General features: G+C 66.8%; 14 protein-coding genes. 7 read left to right on the plus strand and 7 right to left on the minus strand.

Features of this window, described 5'->3' with window-relative positions:
- The first annotated feature begins 47 nt into the window (after positions 1 to 47).
- A complete protein-coding gene (locus BLU62_RS12135) occupies positions 48 to 2,120 on the plus strand; it encodes a DUF2339 domain-containing protein (protein ID WP_074849842.1) in 2,073 nt (690 codons plus the stop codon).
- On the opposite strand, the gene BLU62_RS12140 is transcribed toward BLU62_RS12135, so the two are convergent.
- Positions 2,107 to 2,982 carry a formate/nitrite transporter family protein gene (locus BLU62_RS12140; RefSeq protein WP_074849843.1) on the minus strand — a complete coding sequence of 292 codons (876 nt, stop codon included), beginning with the start codon at positions 2,980 to 2,982 and terminating at the stop codon, positions 2,107 to 2,109. The two genes, BLU62_RS12135 and BLU62_RS12140, sit on opposite strands and share 14 nt — an antisense overlap.
- 319 nt (positions 2,983 to 3,301) lie before the next feature.
- On the opposite strand from BLU62_RS12140, the gene cynS reads away from it, so the two are divergent.
- The 3 genes from cynS to BLU62_RS12155 all read left to right on the plus strand — a co-directional run bounded on the left by cynS (position 3,302) and on the right by BLU62_RS12155 (position 6,224).
- Positions 3,302 to 3,754 (plus strand): cyanase, encoded by a 453-nt coding sequence (gene cynS / locus BLU62_RS12145; protein ID WP_074849844.1) that lies wholly within the window; start codon positions 3,302 to 3,304, stop codon positions 3,752 to 3,754.
- A gap of 133 nt (positions 3,755 to 3,887) precedes the next feature.
- The gene (locus BLU62_RS12150) at positions 3,888 to 4,370 is read left to right on the plus strand and encodes a MarR family winged helix-turn-helix transcriptional regulator (RefSeq protein ID WP_074849845.1); all 483 of its coding nucleotides are present in this window, start codon (positions 3,888 to 3,890) and stop codon (positions 4,368 to 4,370) included.
- A gap of 60 nt (positions 4,371 to 4,430) precedes the next feature.
- Positions 4,431 to 6,224, plus strand: coding sequence for an MFS transporter (locus BLU62_RS12155; RefSeq protein WP_074849846.1), 1,794 nt, complete (start codon positions 4,431 to 4,433; stop codon positions 6,222 to 6,224).
- 46 nt (positions 6,225 to 6,270) lie between these two features.
- Here the strand turns inward: BLU62_RS12155 and BLU62_RS12160 are convergent, their stop codons facing one another.
- Complete coding sequence (locus BLU62_RS12160; RefSeq protein ID WP_074849847.1) at positions 6,271 to 7,134, minus strand: AraC family transcriptional regulator; 864 nt, start codon at positions 7,132 to 7,134, stop codon at positions 6,271 to 6,273.
- A 398-nt stretch (positions 7,135 to 7,532) separates the two neighbouring features.
- Here BLU62_RS12160 and BLU62_RS12165 point away from each other — a divergent pair, with 398 nt between their 5' ends.
- Together BLU62_RS12165 and BLU62_RS12170 are read left to right on the plus strand one after the other, a co-directional pair.
- Positions 7,533 to 8,240, plus strand: coding sequence for a hemerythrin domain-containing protein (locus BLU62_RS12165; RefSeq protein WP_074849848.1), 708 nt, complete (start codon positions 7,533 to 7,535; stop codon positions 8,238 to 8,240).
- A gap of 123 nt (positions 8,241 to 8,363) precedes the next feature.
- A complete protein-coding gene (locus BLU62_RS12170) occupies positions 8,364 to 9,668 on the plus strand; it encodes a S1C family serine protease (protein WP_244278146.1) in 1,305 nt (434 codons plus the stop codon).
- Between the two features lie 203 nt (positions 9,669 to 9,871).
- On the opposite strand, the gene BLU62_RS12175 is transcribed toward BLU62_RS12170, so the two are convergent.
- Positions 9,872 to 10,309: a VOC family protein gene (locus BLU62_RS12175; protein WP_074849850.1), complete on the minus strand. Its 438-nt coding sequence runs from the start codon at positions 10,307 to 10,309 to the stop codon at positions 9,872 to 9,874.
- 103 nt (positions 10,310 to 10,412) lie between these two features.
- On the opposite strand from BLU62_RS12175, the gene BLU62_RS12180 reads away from it, so the two are divergent.
- Positions 10,413 to 10,844 carry a carboxymuconolactone decarboxylase family protein gene (locus tag BLU62_RS12180; protein ID WP_074849851.1) on the plus strand — a complete coding sequence of 144 codons (432 nt, stop codon included), beginning with the start codon at positions 10,413 to 10,415 and terminating at the stop codon, positions 10,842 to 10,844.
- Positions 10,845 to 10,938: 94 nt separating this feature from the next.
- Here the strand turns inward: BLU62_RS12180 and BLU62_RS12185 are convergent, their stop codons facing one another.
- The 4 genes from BLU62_RS12185 to BLU62_RS12200 all read right to left on the minus strand — a co-directional run bounded on the left by BLU62_RS12185 (position 10,939) and on the right by BLU62_RS12200 (position 14,155).
- Positions 10,939 to 11,316: a zinc ribbon domain-containing protein YjdM gene (locus tag BLU62_RS12185; RefSeq protein ID WP_074849852.1), complete on the minus strand. Its 378-nt coding sequence runs from the start codon at positions 11,314 to 11,316 to the stop codon at positions 10,939 to 10,941.
- Positions 11,288 to 12,367 carry a redox-regulated ATPase YchF gene (ychF, locus tag BLU62_RS12190; RefSeq protein ID WP_074849853.1) on the minus strand — a complete coding sequence of 360 codons (1,080 nt, stop codon included), beginning with the start codon at positions 12,365 to 12,367 and terminating at the stop codon, positions 11,288 to 11,290. Before ychF ends, BLU62_RS12185 begins: the two co-directional genes overlap by 29 nt.
- A 69-nt stretch (positions 12,368 to 12,436) precedes the next feature.
- The gene (locus BLU62_RS12195; RefSeq protein WP_074852863.1) at positions 12,437 to 13,738 is read right to left on the minus strand and encodes an AI-2E family transporter; all 1,302 of its coding nucleotides are present in this window, start codon (positions 13,736 to 13,738) and stop codon (positions 12,437 to 12,439) included.
- A gap of 87 nt (positions 13,739 to 13,825) precedes the next feature.
- Positions 13,826 to 14,155, minus strand: a complete 330-nt coding sequence (locus BLU62_RS12200; protein WP_244278148.1) for a hypothetical protein — start codon at positions 14,153 to 14,155, stop codon at positions 13,826 to 13,828.
- Positions 14,156 to 14,172: the final 17 nt, after the last annotated feature.

Below are 14,172 nucleotides of genomic sequence, written 5' to 3' on the forward strand. Positions count from 1 at the left end.
GTAGCACTACGCATGTCCCGCGGGCCGCGAGCGGACAGGGTCGGTACATGACCACTTCCAGCAGTTCGTTCGGTGGCGATCCGGGGGCCGCGACGCTCGCGCGGATCTCCACCGAGTTCGCCGCCATCGCCCGCCAGATGTCCACCGTCTCGGCCGAGTTCGCCGAGCTGAAGCGCATCGTCGAAGACACCGGGGCCACCCCCGCGCAGGCTGAGCAGGAAGCTCCGGCGAGCCCCCTCACCGCGCCGGGGGTGACACCCGTGCCGGCCCCTTCGCCCGCGCCCCCGACGTTCCCGCCCACGGTGAGTCCGCCTCCCGTGCAGCGCCCGCCGGCTCCGTGGGCATCGCCCGGCCCCGCGGCGGCTCAGGCCACCCATTCCTACGGGCCGCCCACCGGTCCGGTACCTCCGCGTCCGATGCCGCATCCCGCGTATGCGCGCGTCCCGCAACCCGCGGCCGCTCCCCTGCCACCGCGCCCGCCGGCACGCCCGCTGTCCGAGCGCGTCGCCGCGGCGGCCGAGCGGGGTCTGGTCGGCAAGATCCTCGCCACCGCCGGTGTGGGCGTGACGCTGATCGGCATCGCCCTCCTCCTCGTGCTGGCCGCCCAGGCCGGCATCCTGCGCCCGGAGTTCCGCGTCGCGGGCGGCGCCCTGCTCGCGGCGGCCCTCGTCGGTACCGGAATCTGGTTGCGCCGCAAGCCCGACGGACGAATCGGTGCGATCGCGACGGCCGCGACGGGTATCGCCGCCGGATATCTCGACGTCCTGGCGGCCACCAAGATCTACGAATGGTTGCCCATCGTGGCGGGCCTGACGGTGGCCGGTATCGTCGCCGCCGGTGGCCTTGTCCTCGCCTACCGGTGGCGCAGTGAGCATCTCGGACTGCTCGTGGTGGTACCGCTCATCGTGCTGGGCCCGGTGCTGACGGGCGGTCTTGACATGACGCTCATCGCCTTCATGGTGGTGCTCGCCGCCGCGTCGTCGTGGGTGCAGTGGCACCGCGACTGGATCTGGCTGCACACGGTGCGACTGGCAGCGCCGACGATTCCCCTGACCATCGTCGGCGTGGCGGCCCTGGGCGGCACGAGCACCGCGGACACGGGTTTCCAGTTCGCCGCTGCCACACTCGTCGTGATCGTCCTGGGCTTCGCCGGCGCGCTCGTGGCGATGCCCGCCACCCGATTCCGTGAGGTGTTCGCCGGACTGGCGTCGGCGACGACGGTTCCGGTCTTGTTCGCCGGTGCGGTGATGGACACCGCGGGTGCGGTCGCGCTGCAGTCCGCGGTCGCCGTGCTCGTCATCGGTGTCACCGTGATCTGCTCGGTGGCGCGGACCGAGCGCTTCGAATCGCTGCCCGATGTCGTGGCACAGATCTGGACCGCGACCTCGCTCGTCGTGCTGTTCGTCGCGATCCTCGTGTGCTTCGACGGGGCGGTGGCCGTGTCCGCGGTGCTCGGCCTCGCGACGGTGACGGCGCTGGTCGCCCGGTCCTGGTCGGCGACGTCGCTGGTCCTACTGGCCGGGAGCACGGTGATCTGGGGCATCGGTTTCGCGGCGCTGCTCGACGACATGCCGCCCTACGTCCTGGCCCAGGCGCGGCTCGTCGAGGAGAACGCCTCCCTGTCGATCCTGGTGGGCAGCGTGCTCGCCGCCGCCGGGGCCATCGCCATCGCAGTCGGGTGGACACGGCTGACGGCCGGCGACCTGGCCCGCGTCGCCTATACCGCGGCCGCGGTGGTCGTGGTGTACGCGGTGACCGCCATCAGCGTGACCTCCGGGGTGCTGATCGCCGGCGCCGACGGATTCCTCGGCGGGCATGTCGTCGCGACCACCTGCTGGGTCGTCCTCGCCGGCGCGGCGCTGGCCTTCGCCCGGCACCGTACGGGCAGCGAGCGCACTGCCGCACTCACCGGCGGGCTGGTCCTGGTCGCCGCGTCGATGGCCAAGTTGTTCCTCTTCGACCTGGCCACCCTCGACGGGATCTTCCGTGTCCTCGTCTTCATCGTGACCGGCCTGATCCTGCTGGGCCTCGGCGCCTGGTACGCCAGGGCGCTGCAGAGCGAGCGGCTCCCGGAGTCGGCGTCGACCCCGGGACCCGATACCCCCGTCAGACCGTCTTGACGGCTTCGACCTCGGCGGGCGCGACGTCGACCTCGGTCGTCTCATCGTGGGAGACGGGCCGACGGTCGGCGCCGGTGCGTGCGTGGGTGACATAGATCGTCAGCCCGACGAAAGTGAGGCCGCCCACGAGATTACCGATGACCGTGGGGATCTCGTTCCAGACGAGGTAATCGCCGATCGAGAAGTCACCCCCGAGCATCAGGCCCGACGGGAACAGGAACATGTTGACGATCGAGTGTTCGAATCCCATGTAGAAGAACAACATGATCGGCATCCACATGGCGATGACCTTGCCGGGCAACGACGTCGACATCATCGCCCCGACGACACCGGTGGACACCATCCAGTTGCACAGGACGCCCCGGATGAACAACGTCAGCATGCCGGCGGCGCCGTGTTCGGCATATCCGACGGTCCGGCTGTGCCCGATCTCGCCGAGCTGCCGGCCCACCTCGTCCGGATCGACGCTGAAGCCGTAGGTCACGATCACCGCCATCATCACCGCGACCGTGATGGCGCCCAGGAAGTTTCCCAGGAACACCCAACTCCAGTTGCGCAGCATGGATTTCACCGTCACACCGCGTCGTTTGTCGAGTAGGGCGAGTGGGACGAGCGTGAACACCCCGGTGAGGAGGTCGAACCCCATCAGGTACAGCAGACAGAAGCCGACCGGGAAGAGCAGCGCCCCGAGCAGCGGTTCCCCGGTGCGGACGGTGACCGTGACGGCGAATGCGGCCGCGAGAGCCAGGATCGCTCCGGCCATGTAGGCGCGGATGATGGTGTCGCGGGTGGACAGGAACACCTTCGCCTCACCGGCGTCGACCATCTTCACCGCGAATTCGGACGGATTCACATATGACAAGAGATTCTCCCCGACGTGTCGATTCGTGACTCTTGTCCCCATCGAATCGAGGACACATGTCGACGAGATGACGTCGAGACGACCCGGTGTTACATCGACCTCTCTCCTGACATGTCCCGCCGTGATGTTTCGCGAGGATTACTTCCTTCTCGTGCCGGCATGTCGGCCGTGTGAAATCTGGCAAGAGTTACGGCAGCACCTTGGAATTCGATCCCCGACTGTGCATGGTGGAGATAACCCTCGACGTGCCAACGGGATTCGGCGACGTCGCCAGTCCTCACGTCGACGGGCCGTCAGATCAACCGACCGAGGAGACACGATGACCACCCCGATCATGCCGAAGTCCGACGCCGCCGACCTCATCGTCGCCGCCCGGATCCGGCAGGGACTCACCTGGGCGACGATCGCCGAGAAGATCGATGCGCCGCTGGTGTGGACGGTCGCGGCGCTTCTCGGCAAACATCCCGTACCGGCGGAGAAGGCGACTGCCGTGGTCGAGATGCTCGGACTCGGCGAGGGCGTCGCCGAGAGCCTGCGTCAGCAACCGACCCGGACCCCGGACGAGGCCGCGACCAGCGATCCCACGATCTACCGCTTCTACGAAGCCCTCGACGTCTACGGCCCCGCGCTCAAGGAACTCATCCACGAGGAGTTCGGCGACGGGATCATGAGCGCGATCAACTTCAACGTCGACATCAAGCGTCGTGCCGACCCGGGCGGCGACCGCGTGGTCGTGACCTTCGACGGGAAGTTCCTCGACTACAACTGGTGAGCAACGTGAGAACGACCAGGTAGCGGCCATTTCCGCCCGACACGAGAACGTCATGACCAGCCGCTTACGATTCGTTTACTTCGCATCAAGCAACTAATCTGGGCCTCCTGAGACATCTCGTCAGGAGGCCCAGATGACTTCGCTCGACGCCACGACCACAGAACCGGCCGAGGACACCAGCGAGATCGCCGCGCTCTACCGCGACCTCGTTCGGGTGTTCCGCACGCTCCGGACCGCGGGCAACAGCGACGACCTGACGGCCGGCCTCAGCTCCGCGCTCTGGACCGTCATCAACCACGGTCCCCTACGCCTGTCAGCCCTCGCCGACATCGAGTCGATCGGCATGCCCACCGCGTCCCGGGTGGCCGCCAATCTCGAACAGCGCGGCCTCGTCGAGCGGACCGTCGATCCCGACGACGGTCGTGCACGCCTTCTCCAGGCGACCGCGACCGGCGTCGCGGTGATCAACCACGCGCGCTCGGCGAAATCCCGCCTCCTCGCCGACGCGGTCGCGACTCTCGATCCGTCGGCGCGTGAACATCTGGCCCCGACTATTGCCGCGCTGGCCGACGCGCTGTCCGCATCCGGCCCGCCCGCCGCCGAACCGACGGACTGACACCTCAGCACTTCCTCGCGTTCGCCGCGCCCAGCGGCCCCTACCGTTTCCAGGAGCAGCATGACGACGTCACTCACCAGCCCGGCTGCGACCGCCGACGACCACGGTCCGCACTACAAGTGGATCGCGTTGTCCAACACCACACTCGGCATGCTGATCGCCACGATCAACTCGTCGATCGTGCTGATCGCCTTGCCCGACATCTTTCGCGGCATCCACCTGAACCCGCTGGAGCCACAGAACACCAGCTACCTGCTGTGGATGATGATGGGCTTCCTCGTGGTGACCGCCGTGCTCGTCGTCAGCTTCGGGCGGTTGGGTGACATGTTCGGCCGGGCCCGCATGTACAACCTGGGCTTCCTGATCTTCACCATCTCGTCGATCTTCCTGGCGGTCACCTGGTTCGACGGTTCGTCGGCCGCGATCTGGCTGATCTTCTGGCGCGTCATCCAGGGGATCGGCGGCGCGTTCCTGATGGCCAATTCGTCGGCGATCCTCACCGATGCCTTCCCCACCGAACAGCGCGGATTGGCGTTGGGCATCAATGGTGTCGCAGCGATCTCCGGGTCGTTCCTCGGTCTGCTCGTCGGCGGCGTCCTCGCACCGATCAACTGGCACTTGATCTTTCTGGTCTCGGTGCCCTTCGGAGTGCTGGGCACCATCTGGGCGTATCTGAAGCTCGAGGACACCGGCGTGCGCAAGCATGCCGCGATGGACTGGTGGGGCAACGTGACCTTCGCGGTCGGACTCGTCGCGGTACTCGTCGGGATCACCTACGGCATACAGCCCTACGGCGACAGCGCGATGGGCTGGACCTCGCCGATGGTGCTGAGCTCTCTCATCGGCGGCACGCTGGTGCTCGCAGCGTTCGTGGTGATCGAGACCAGGGTCGCCGAGCCCCTGTTCAATCTGCATCTGTTCGCCAACCGCTCGTTCACCTTCGGCAACATCGCCAACCTGATGGCGTCGATCGGACGCGGTGGCCTGCAGTTCATCCTGATCATCTGGTTGCAGGGCATCTGGTTGCCCCAGCACGGTTACACCTTCGAGAAGACCCCGCTGTGGGCGGCGATCTACATGGTGCCGATGACCGTCGGATTCCTGCTCATCGCACCGATCTTCGGCGCCCTCTCCGACCGGATGGGTACCAAGTGGTTCACCACGACCGGCATGGTCATCACCGCCGGTACGTTCGCAGCGCTCGTCGCGCTGCCGGTCGACTTCTCCTACCCCGCCTTCGCGATCATCCTGCTGCTCAACGGGATCGGCATGGGTCTGTTCTCCTCGCCCAACCGCGCCGAGGTGATGAACAGTCTGCCCGTCGACGCCCGCGGGTCCGGGTCGGGCATGATGACGACCTTCCAGAACGCCGCCATGGTGCTGTCGATCGGCCTGTTCTTCAGCCTGATGATCAGCGGTCTGGCCACCCACCTGCCCGACACGATGCAGTCCGGCCTCGTCGCGAACGGGGTTCCGGACGCCGACGCCGCACAGATCGCGCAGCTGCCTGCGGTCGCCGTGCTGTTCGCCGCGTTCCTGGGATACAACCCGATCGAGATGCTTCTCGGCGACCAGCTGAACGGCATCCCCGACGCCAGTCGCGAGACCCTCACCGGCCTCGACTTCTTCCCGCACCTGATCAGTTCGCCGTTCGCGGACGGCCTGTCGGCGGCGTTCACCTTCGCCATCGTGTGCTGCGTGATCGGCGCCGTCGCGTCGCTGTTCACCAACCCGCGAAAGTCCGCGGTGCCGGAGCCTGCCCGTTCGACGGTGCCCGACGTCCGAGACTCCGGAGAACCGACGCCTGCCCCGCTGGCCGAACTGGTCGATGCCGACACCCGCCCAGGTTCGTAGCCCCAAACCGCGGTGAGCGCGGTGTGAAGCCATGGATCGCGCGGACTCACGCGCGCTCGACCGGCATCCAGATCTCCGCGTCGGCGTGCGACTCGGTCAGCTCCAGGTAGCGCACGAACGTGGGCCCGGGTCGCAGACGCCACGGATTCGACGGGAACCATTCGGTCGCGGTCGCAGCCCATGTGTCCTGCAGCGTCTGGGGGAAGGGCCCGGTCGAGCGGAACGTGGCCCATGCGCCGGCGGCCACGGAGATACTCGACAGATCCTCCGGCGTCGCCGAATCCTCCTGCAGCGCAACTCCGTGCAGGTAGGTGATCGGGGTGCCCTCCGGCGCATCGGGTTCGCTTCCGTCCGTGATCGCCAGGATGCCCTCGGGTTCGGCGTCGTTGAGCGACTTGAGGCGTGTGTGTTCCTGCGGCGCGATCGACGCGATGTGTTGCCGGATATGCGGATTGATGCCCTCGTACATGAGCGGCACCTGCGCTGCATGGCCGGCGAGTACGAACGCGGGTCGGTCGGTGATCGTGACGTCCATGGGACGGCTCCCTTCGACGGTCAGGCGGAACCTGAGCACGGCTTGTGTTGTGAAAGGGCCGCCATGAGTCCGCACGTCCGACGGCGATGCCCCGTGCACCGACCGGAACGCCCGGCCGAAGGCCTCGACCGACGAATAGCCGTAGCGCACCGCGATGTCCAGCAGACCGGTGCCTCCACTCACGAGATCCGTTGCGGCGAGCGTCATTCGACGACGACGCACGTACTCCGAGAACGGCAGCCCGGCCAGCGCGGCGAACATCCGGCGCAGGTGATACTCGGTCGTCCCGTGGGACCGGGCGAAGCCCGCGAGGTCGATGGGCTCATCGGTGTGCCGGTCGACGAGGTCGACCAGGTCGTTGAGTGTGCCGATCATGGCCCTCCTTTCGTCCACGATCATGGCCCCTGCGCACGCACCGAACCCGATAGTTCCCGGCAGGGATGGTCGGGTCGGTCGGTGCCGGCGACCGACTTCTGCGAACGACCCTTGTGTCCGTCACCCGAACAGTCGCATACTCGATAACGAGTCGGTCGGCTCAACCTTTGGTGACGGTACAACATGCGACGTTTCGATTCGCCCGACCGGCGGGACCACGCGGACGACATCACCGCACGGGTCCTCGCCGCAACTGTTCACCCGAATATCAAGTTCGTTTCCGGCACAAAGCTTCTCACTTCCTGGGCGCCGCGTATACGCACCCGTCGTCGCGAGCCGATGCGGCGTCGTCCGGACAGCCGGATCCGGACCCGCACCCTCAGATGAGAGGTCACGACATGTCCACCACCCCACAGCAACCCGCGACGCACGAACCCGCCAACACACGCAGCATGGGCGTCGTACACAGTGCATTGCGTCGTGATCTGGAACGAACCCGCGTCGTACTCGAGTCGCCGCCTTATCCCGACGATGCACGACGCCGCGCACTCGCCGACCATGTGACCTGGATGATGGAGTTCCTGCACGAGCATCACACCGCCGAGGACACCGGGCTCTGGCCGTTGATCCGTGCGAGAAGCCCCGAGACCGCCGGGCTGATCGACCAGATGGCGGCCGACCACCGGCGGATCGGCCCGGCGATCGACGCGATGAACGACGCCGCGGCGGCCTACCGCGCCGATCCCGACGCACGCGATCTCCTGCTCGACGCGCTGAATCGCCTCACCGGAGTCCTGCTGCCGCACCTCGAGCGTGAGGAACTCGAGACGATGCCGGTCGTCGCGGCCACCATCAGCACCCCCAAGTACCTCGAGGTCGAGAACGAGTACTTCATCAAACCGAAAGGGTTCACCGAACTCGGTCGAGAGGCCCATTTCATCGTCGACGGCGTCGACCCCGAGACCCGCGACTACATGTACGGCCTGGTACCACCGATACCGAGATTTCTTCTCGTTCACGGCTTCAAGCGCGGCTACCGGCGTCGCTCCGAGCTCCTCTGGGGGAACGGCCCGGCGTCGAAGATCGGACCGATCACAGTCGAATAGCAACGGGCCTCCTGACACCGGCGACGCCTTGTCGAGAAACGCCTGAGATCCGATCTCACGGTTGACAGGAAATCCGCAGCTTATTGGTGACCTACTCACATACAACCGCGGCACCGTGGTGACGTGAACGCACCTCAGTCCCCCGGCGACAACTCTCCGGCCCCCGAATACCCGGCGCCCCCGCAGCCCACCGCCCCGCTCTACAACCAGTGGGATGGCGGTCCCATCACCTCACCGCACGCCCCGAACCCACGTCCACGTGCCGGCGGCGTGACGAAGCCGATCGTGGTGACCGCGCTGCTCGCGGGCCTGCTCGGCGGCGCGATCGGTGTCGGTGGCAGCGCCCTGCTCGACCAACACGGCAGCCCGACTGCGCCGGTCCTGAACTCCCAGCCGGCGAACACCGTGACCGCAGCCGACGTCAAGCCCGGTTCGGTGACCTATGCCGCGCAGGTCGCATCGAAGTCGGCGGCCGACATCAAGGTGCAGATGGCCAACGGAACCGCGGTGGGCAGCGGGATCGTGCTCTCGGAGGACGGATACGTCCTGACCAACCACCACGTGGTGGCCGGGGCCGGCACGGGCAGCAAGATCACCGTCACCACGAGTGACGGCAAACAGCACTCCGCCGAGGTCACCGGCACCTCCCCGTCGTATGACCTCGCCGTGATCAAGCTCGACGGCGCGTCGGGACTGACACCCGCGACGCTCGGCGACTCGGACTCCCTGCAGGTCGGCGAGCAGGTGGTGGCCGTCGGCAGCCCCGACGCCCTGACCAACACGGTGACCTCGGGAATCATCAGTGCACTGTCGCGCACGGTGACCGCCGGCGATGAAAGCGGTTCCGCGGTGACGGTGTACAACGGCCTGCAGACCGACACCCCGATCAACCCGGGCAACTCCGGCGGGCCGCTGGTGAATCTGCAAGGGCAGGTGGTCGCGGTGAACTCCGCCGTCGACACCGGGCAGGCATCGAGCGGGGGACCCCAGTCCTTCGGACTCGGTTTCGCCATCCCGATCAACACCGCGAAGCGCATCGCGAACCAATTGCTGCAGAACGGCGAGGCGACCAAACCCGTTCTGGGCGTGTCGGGTTCGTTGTCGTCGGCGAGCGCCGGGGACGGCGCGACCGTCTCATCGGTGGAGAGCGGCGGGCCCGCCGCGAAAGCCGGCATCTCCCGGGGCGACGTGATCACGAAGATCGGCGACGCCCCCGTCGCCAATTATGCCGACCTGATGGCCCAGGTGCTCACGCACGCACCGGGCGAGACCGTACCGGTCACCATCGGCTCGGGGTCCGATGCGCGCACCGTGAAGGTCGAACTCGGCAGCGTCGTCGACAAGCAGCAGACGACGGTTCCCGAATCCGACGGATCGGGCGGATCTCCGCTCCCCTTCGGCATCAATCCCTTCGGCCAGATCCCCTGACCAGCTGACGAGCCGCCTCGACTATTTCATCTGACACCCCTTGTATTGAAAACAGGGCAGGCAGGCGCGTCACCGCGATCGGCGGGCTGCGCTCGGCGAGGACCTCGGGAGGCTTGCCGAGCTGGCCGCTGCGTGACCTCGTCATATAGCTCCAACCCGCGCTCAGCGCGGCTTCGAGCTATCGATCACGAATGGCCCGGCCGTCAGCTCGTTCTGAGGTCCTGCGCGAGCATCACGATGATGCCGCTGGGACCGCGCACATAGGTCAGCTTGTAGATGTTCTCGTAGTTTGCGACGCCGCGGAGCGGGTGGCATCCATGCCGCGCGGCGATCTCGAGCGCGGCGTCGATGTCGTCGACCGAGAAGGCCACGCGGTGCATGCCGATCTCGTTCGGCAGCGTCGGAGTGGTCTCGATGGCATCGGGGTGGATGTACTCGAACAGCTCGAGTTGCCCCTGCCCGCCGGGCGTCTGCAGCATCGCCACCTTGGCATGGTTGCCATCGAGACCGACTGCGGTGGAGGCCCATTCGCCGCTGACCTCGTCACGACCGACGACGGTGAGGCCGAGGTCGGTGAAGAATGCGATCGCCGCCTCGATGTCCCGGACGGCGATTCCGACGTTCTCGAGTTTGATGGCCATGCACGCCACGGTAACCCCACCCTCCGCTTCATAGCTCCAACCCGCGTTCAGCGCGGGTTCGAGCTATAGATCGGGGAATCTCCCGGGAGTAGCGTCGAAGAACATGGTCAATCTCAGCAAACAGCACCCGTCTGCCTACAAGAGCCTGATCGCGTTGAACGGCGAAGCCGACGAAGCGGTCAAACAGGCCGGCCTCGATCCCCTACTCGGCGAGCTGGTGAAAATCCGTGTGTCGCAACTGAACGGCTGCGCGTTCTGCTTGCGGATGCACACCCGCGACGCCGTCGCCATGCGCGAGACCGCCGACCGTCTCGCCGTCATCGCCGCCTGGTGGGAATCGCAGTACTTCACCGATCAGGAGCAGGCTGCCCTCGGCCTCGCCGAGCAGGTCACCCGCTTGTCGGTGCACCCGCGCGAGGACTGGAACAACGGCTCGCTGAACGACGAACAGATCTCCGCGGTCAGCTGGCTCGCGGTCGTGATGAATGCCTGGAACCGCGTCGCGATTCGGAGCCACTACCCCGTCGCCCCCTGACGGCGGGCAGCTGTTGCGTTTTGTCCCGCGAACCGAGACAAACCGCAACGAGAACTCGCCGCGGTTCGGCCCGCTCGGTCGCGGACTGACAGGCTCAGAGAACCTTCTTCACCACGCTCGACTTCAGTTGCATCGGACCGAAATCGGGGACTTTCGCGTCGATGTCGTGGTCGCCCACGCCGTCGGAGATCAACCGGATGTTGCGCACCTTGGTGCCGATCTTGATGACGCCGTCGCCACCGCCCTTGACCTTGACGGTCTTGACGATGGTCACGGTGTCGCCGTCGGTGAGGACGTTGCCGACCGAATCCTTGACCACCGCGTCGGCGGCAGCCGCCGCGGCCTCATCGGCCGACCACTCGTGTCCGCACATCGGACACACCAGCAGCGCGCCCTGCCCGTAGGTGAATTCCTGCGAGCACTCCGGGCAGGGCGGCAACCGGTCAGACGTTGAAGCGGAACTCGACCACATCACCGTCTTGCATGATGTAGTCCTTGCCCTCCATGCGGACCTTTCCGGCGGCCTTGGCCGCGGCCATCGATCCGGCTTCGTCGAGGTCGGCGAAGGACACGATCTCCGCCTTGATGAAGCCCTTCTCGAAGTCGGTGTGGATGACGCCGGCCGCCTTGGGTGCGGTGTCACCCTGGCGGATCGTCCAGGCGCGCGACTCCTTGGGACCTGCGGTGAGGTAGGTCTGCAGACCGAGGGTGTGGAATCCGGCGCGCGCCAGCGACGTCAGGCCGGGCTCGTCCTGACCGATGGAGTCGAGGAGTTCCTGGGCGTCCTCCTCGTCGAGTTCGAGGAGCTCGCTCTCGACCTTCGCGTCGAGGAACACCGCGTCGGCGGGCGCGATGGCGGCGCGCAGCTCGGCCTTCTTCGCATCGTCGGTGAGGACGCCCTCGTCGGAGTTGAACACGTAGAGGAACGGCTTCGCGGTCATCAGGTGCAGTTCGCGCACCGACGACAGGTCGAACGAATCCTTCTGCGAGAACAGCGTTTTGCCGCTGTCCAGGATCTCCTGGGCCTTCTTGGCCGCCTCGAGGGTCTCGACGAGGTCCTTGTTCTTGCGCGAGTCCTTCTCCAGGCGCGGGATCGCCTTCTCGAGGGTCTGCATGTCGGCGAGGATCAGCTCGGTCTCGATGACCTCGATGTCGGCGAACGGGTCGACGCGGCCGTCGACGTGCACGACGTCGCCGTCGTCGAAGACCCGGACGACCTGGCAGATGGCGTCGGCCTCACGGATGTTGGCGAGGAACTGGTTACCCATGCCCTCACCCTCGGAGGCGCCCTTGACGATGCCGGCGATGTCGACGAACGACACCACGGCGGGCAGGATGCGCTCGCTGCCGAAGATCTCCGCGAGGCGCTTCAGACGCGCGTCGGGCAACTCGACGACGCCCACGTTGGGCTCGATGGTGGCGAACGGGTAGTTGGCCGCCAGTACATCGTTACGGGTCAGGGCGTTGAACAGGGTCGACTTACCGACGTTGGGCAGGCCGACGATTCCCAGGGTGAGACTCACGGGCGCCCAGTCTATCGGCACCGGTCACGACGCCCGACGCTGCGTCGGACTAGTGGCTGGCCCCGGCGGTCAGTCCCGGTCGAGCAATCCCTTCACCGGGTTCGGCGGATCCTTGGGCGGCTCCTCGTCGGGCACGCCCTTCTGCTTGGTGACGGGCGCGCCTTCCGGTGCCAGCGACTCCCCGGCACGTTCGGCGATCTGCTCGTTCAGGTAACGCAGCACCACCGCGAGCGAGGCGACCGCAGGCACCGCGAGGAAGGCACCGGTGATGCCGAACAGGGTGCCGCCCAAGGTGACCGAGAGCAGCACGATCACGGCGTGCAGATCCATCGACTTCGCCTGCAACCACGGCTGCAGCACATTGCCCTCGAGCTGCTGCACCGCCAGGATGACGCCGAGCAGGATCAGCGCGGTGGTCAGCCCGTTCGACACCAGGGCGATGAGCACCGCGAGGGCACCGGCCACGAAGGCACCGACGATCGGGATGAAGCCGCCGAGGAAGGTGACCACCACGAGCACGCCGGCCAGCGGCACCCCGAGGACGAACAGGCCGATGCCGATGAGCGCGGCGTCGACGAAGCTGACGATCGCCTGCGTCCGGATGAAGCCGCCGAGGCTGTTCCACATCCGGGTCAGCACCTCACCGACGTGGGTGCCCGAGGGCTTGCCGACCGAACGGTCGAGCCACGGCACGAACTTCGGTCCGTCCTTCAGGAAGAAGAACACCAACACGAAGGTCGTGAAGAGGGTGACCAGCAGCGACGTCGCGGTGCCCACCCCGGAGAAGACACCGGATGCGATGGTCGTCGCGCTCGACTGCAGCTTGCTGGTGATGGCGTCGACCATGTTGTCGAGCTGGTCGTCCTCGATGTTGAGCGGCGGTCCCTGCACCCAGTCCTGGAGTTTGCGAACGCCGTCGGTGGCGCGATGCGCGAGTTCGGGGGCCTGATCGACGATCGACGGCACGATCAGACCGACGACCCCGCCGAGCACACCGAGTCCGACCAGCATCATCACCAGCGACGCCGCTGCGGCGGGAACACCGTGATTGCGCATCCACCGGACCGGCGGCCACAAGATGGTGCAGATGATGACACCGAACAGCACGGGCAGCAGGATCACCCAGAACTTGCCGAGCAGCCAGAACAGAACCCAGAGAGCCGCGGCCACCAGCACGATCTGCAGACCCACGGTGGCGCACGACCGCAGGCCGGCCATCATCACCTGGGCGCGAGTGGGGTACGCCTTGTCCTCGACGCCGCCCAGAACGGCGTCACCGCCGAGGACGGCGTCGGCACCCACCGGGATGGAATCGGTCTTGTCGGTTCCGGCATCGCCGTCTGGACGCTGATCATCCGAGCTGTCAGTCACCCGTGGATCCTCACACACCGCGATCACATTGCGACGTCGACGCGACGGATGGCACATACGTGACGCCGCGCCGGCGTCACCACCCGGTCAGCGTCGGCGCAGTTTGCGCCCGATGAAGCGGATCAGCGAATTGACCGCCTCGAGTTCGGCGTCGACCTGGTTGAAGACCTGCGGGATGTCGTCGCGGCCGCACATCTCGACATCGGACGCGTCGAGCGGCCGGTGCGGTGACTCGTCGGCCCGTTCGCGATCCCAGGAGACGGGCTCGACGCCCCGCTCGGCTTCTTCCTCGAGCGCACGTCTGATCGTCTCCGGGCCGTAGAGGCCCATCATCATCTCCAGGCCCCATCCGGGCAGTCCGGCGAGAGGAGGGTCGTCGTGCCGGCTTCCGCGTCGGCCATCGAACCGTGTGGACATGGCGCATATCGTGCCAC

Origin of the sequence: Gordonia westfalica, from assembly GCF_900105725.1 — a bacterium.
Taxonomy (GTDB): Bacteria; Actinomycetota; Actinomycetes; order Mycobacteriales; family Mycobacteriaceae; genus Gordonia; species Gordonia westfalica.

Excerpts from the sequence above, each read along its gene's own strand:
- BLU62_RS12135 (WP_074849842.1), top strand. The coding sequence starts at position 48 with ATGACCACTTCCAGCAGTTCGTTCGGTGGCGATCCGGGGGCCGCGACG.
- cynS (WP_074849844.1), top strand. The coding sequence starts at position 3,302 with ATGACCACCCCGATCATGCCGAAGTCCGACGCCGCCGACCTCATCGTC.
- BLU62_RS12150 (WP_074849845.1), top strand. The coding sequence starts at position 3,888 with ATGACTTCGCTCGACGCCACGACCACAGAACCGGCCGAGGACACCAGC.
- BLU62_RS12155 (WP_074849846.1), top strand. The coding sequence starts at position 4,431 with ATGACGACGTCACTCACCAGCCCGGCTGCGACCGCCGACGACCACGGT.
- BLU62_RS12160 (WP_074849847.1), bottom strand. The coding sequence starts at position 7,134 with ATGATCGGCACACTCAACGACCTGGTCGACCTCGTCGACCGGCACACC.
- BLU62_RS12165 (WP_074849848.1), top strand. The coding sequence starts at position 7,533 with ATGTCCACCACCCCACAGCAACCCGCGACGCACGAACCCGCCAACACA.
- BLU62_RS12175 (WP_074849850.1), bottom strand. The coding sequence starts at position 10,309 with ATGGCCATCAAACTCGAGAACGTCGGAATCGCCGTCCGGGACATCGAG.
- BLU62_RS12180 (WP_074849851.1), top strand. The coding sequence starts at position 10,413 with ATGGTCAATCTCAGCAAACAGCACCCGTCTGCCTACAAGAGCCTGATC.
- BLU62_RS12185 (WP_074849852.1), bottom strand. The coding sequence starts at position 11,316 with ATGTGGTCGAGTTCCGCTTCAACGTCTGACCGGTTGCCGCCCTGCCCG.
- BLU62_RS12200 (WP_244278148.1), bottom strand. The coding sequence starts at position 14,155 with ATGTCCACACGGTTCGATGGCCGACGCGGAAGCCGGCACGACGACCCT.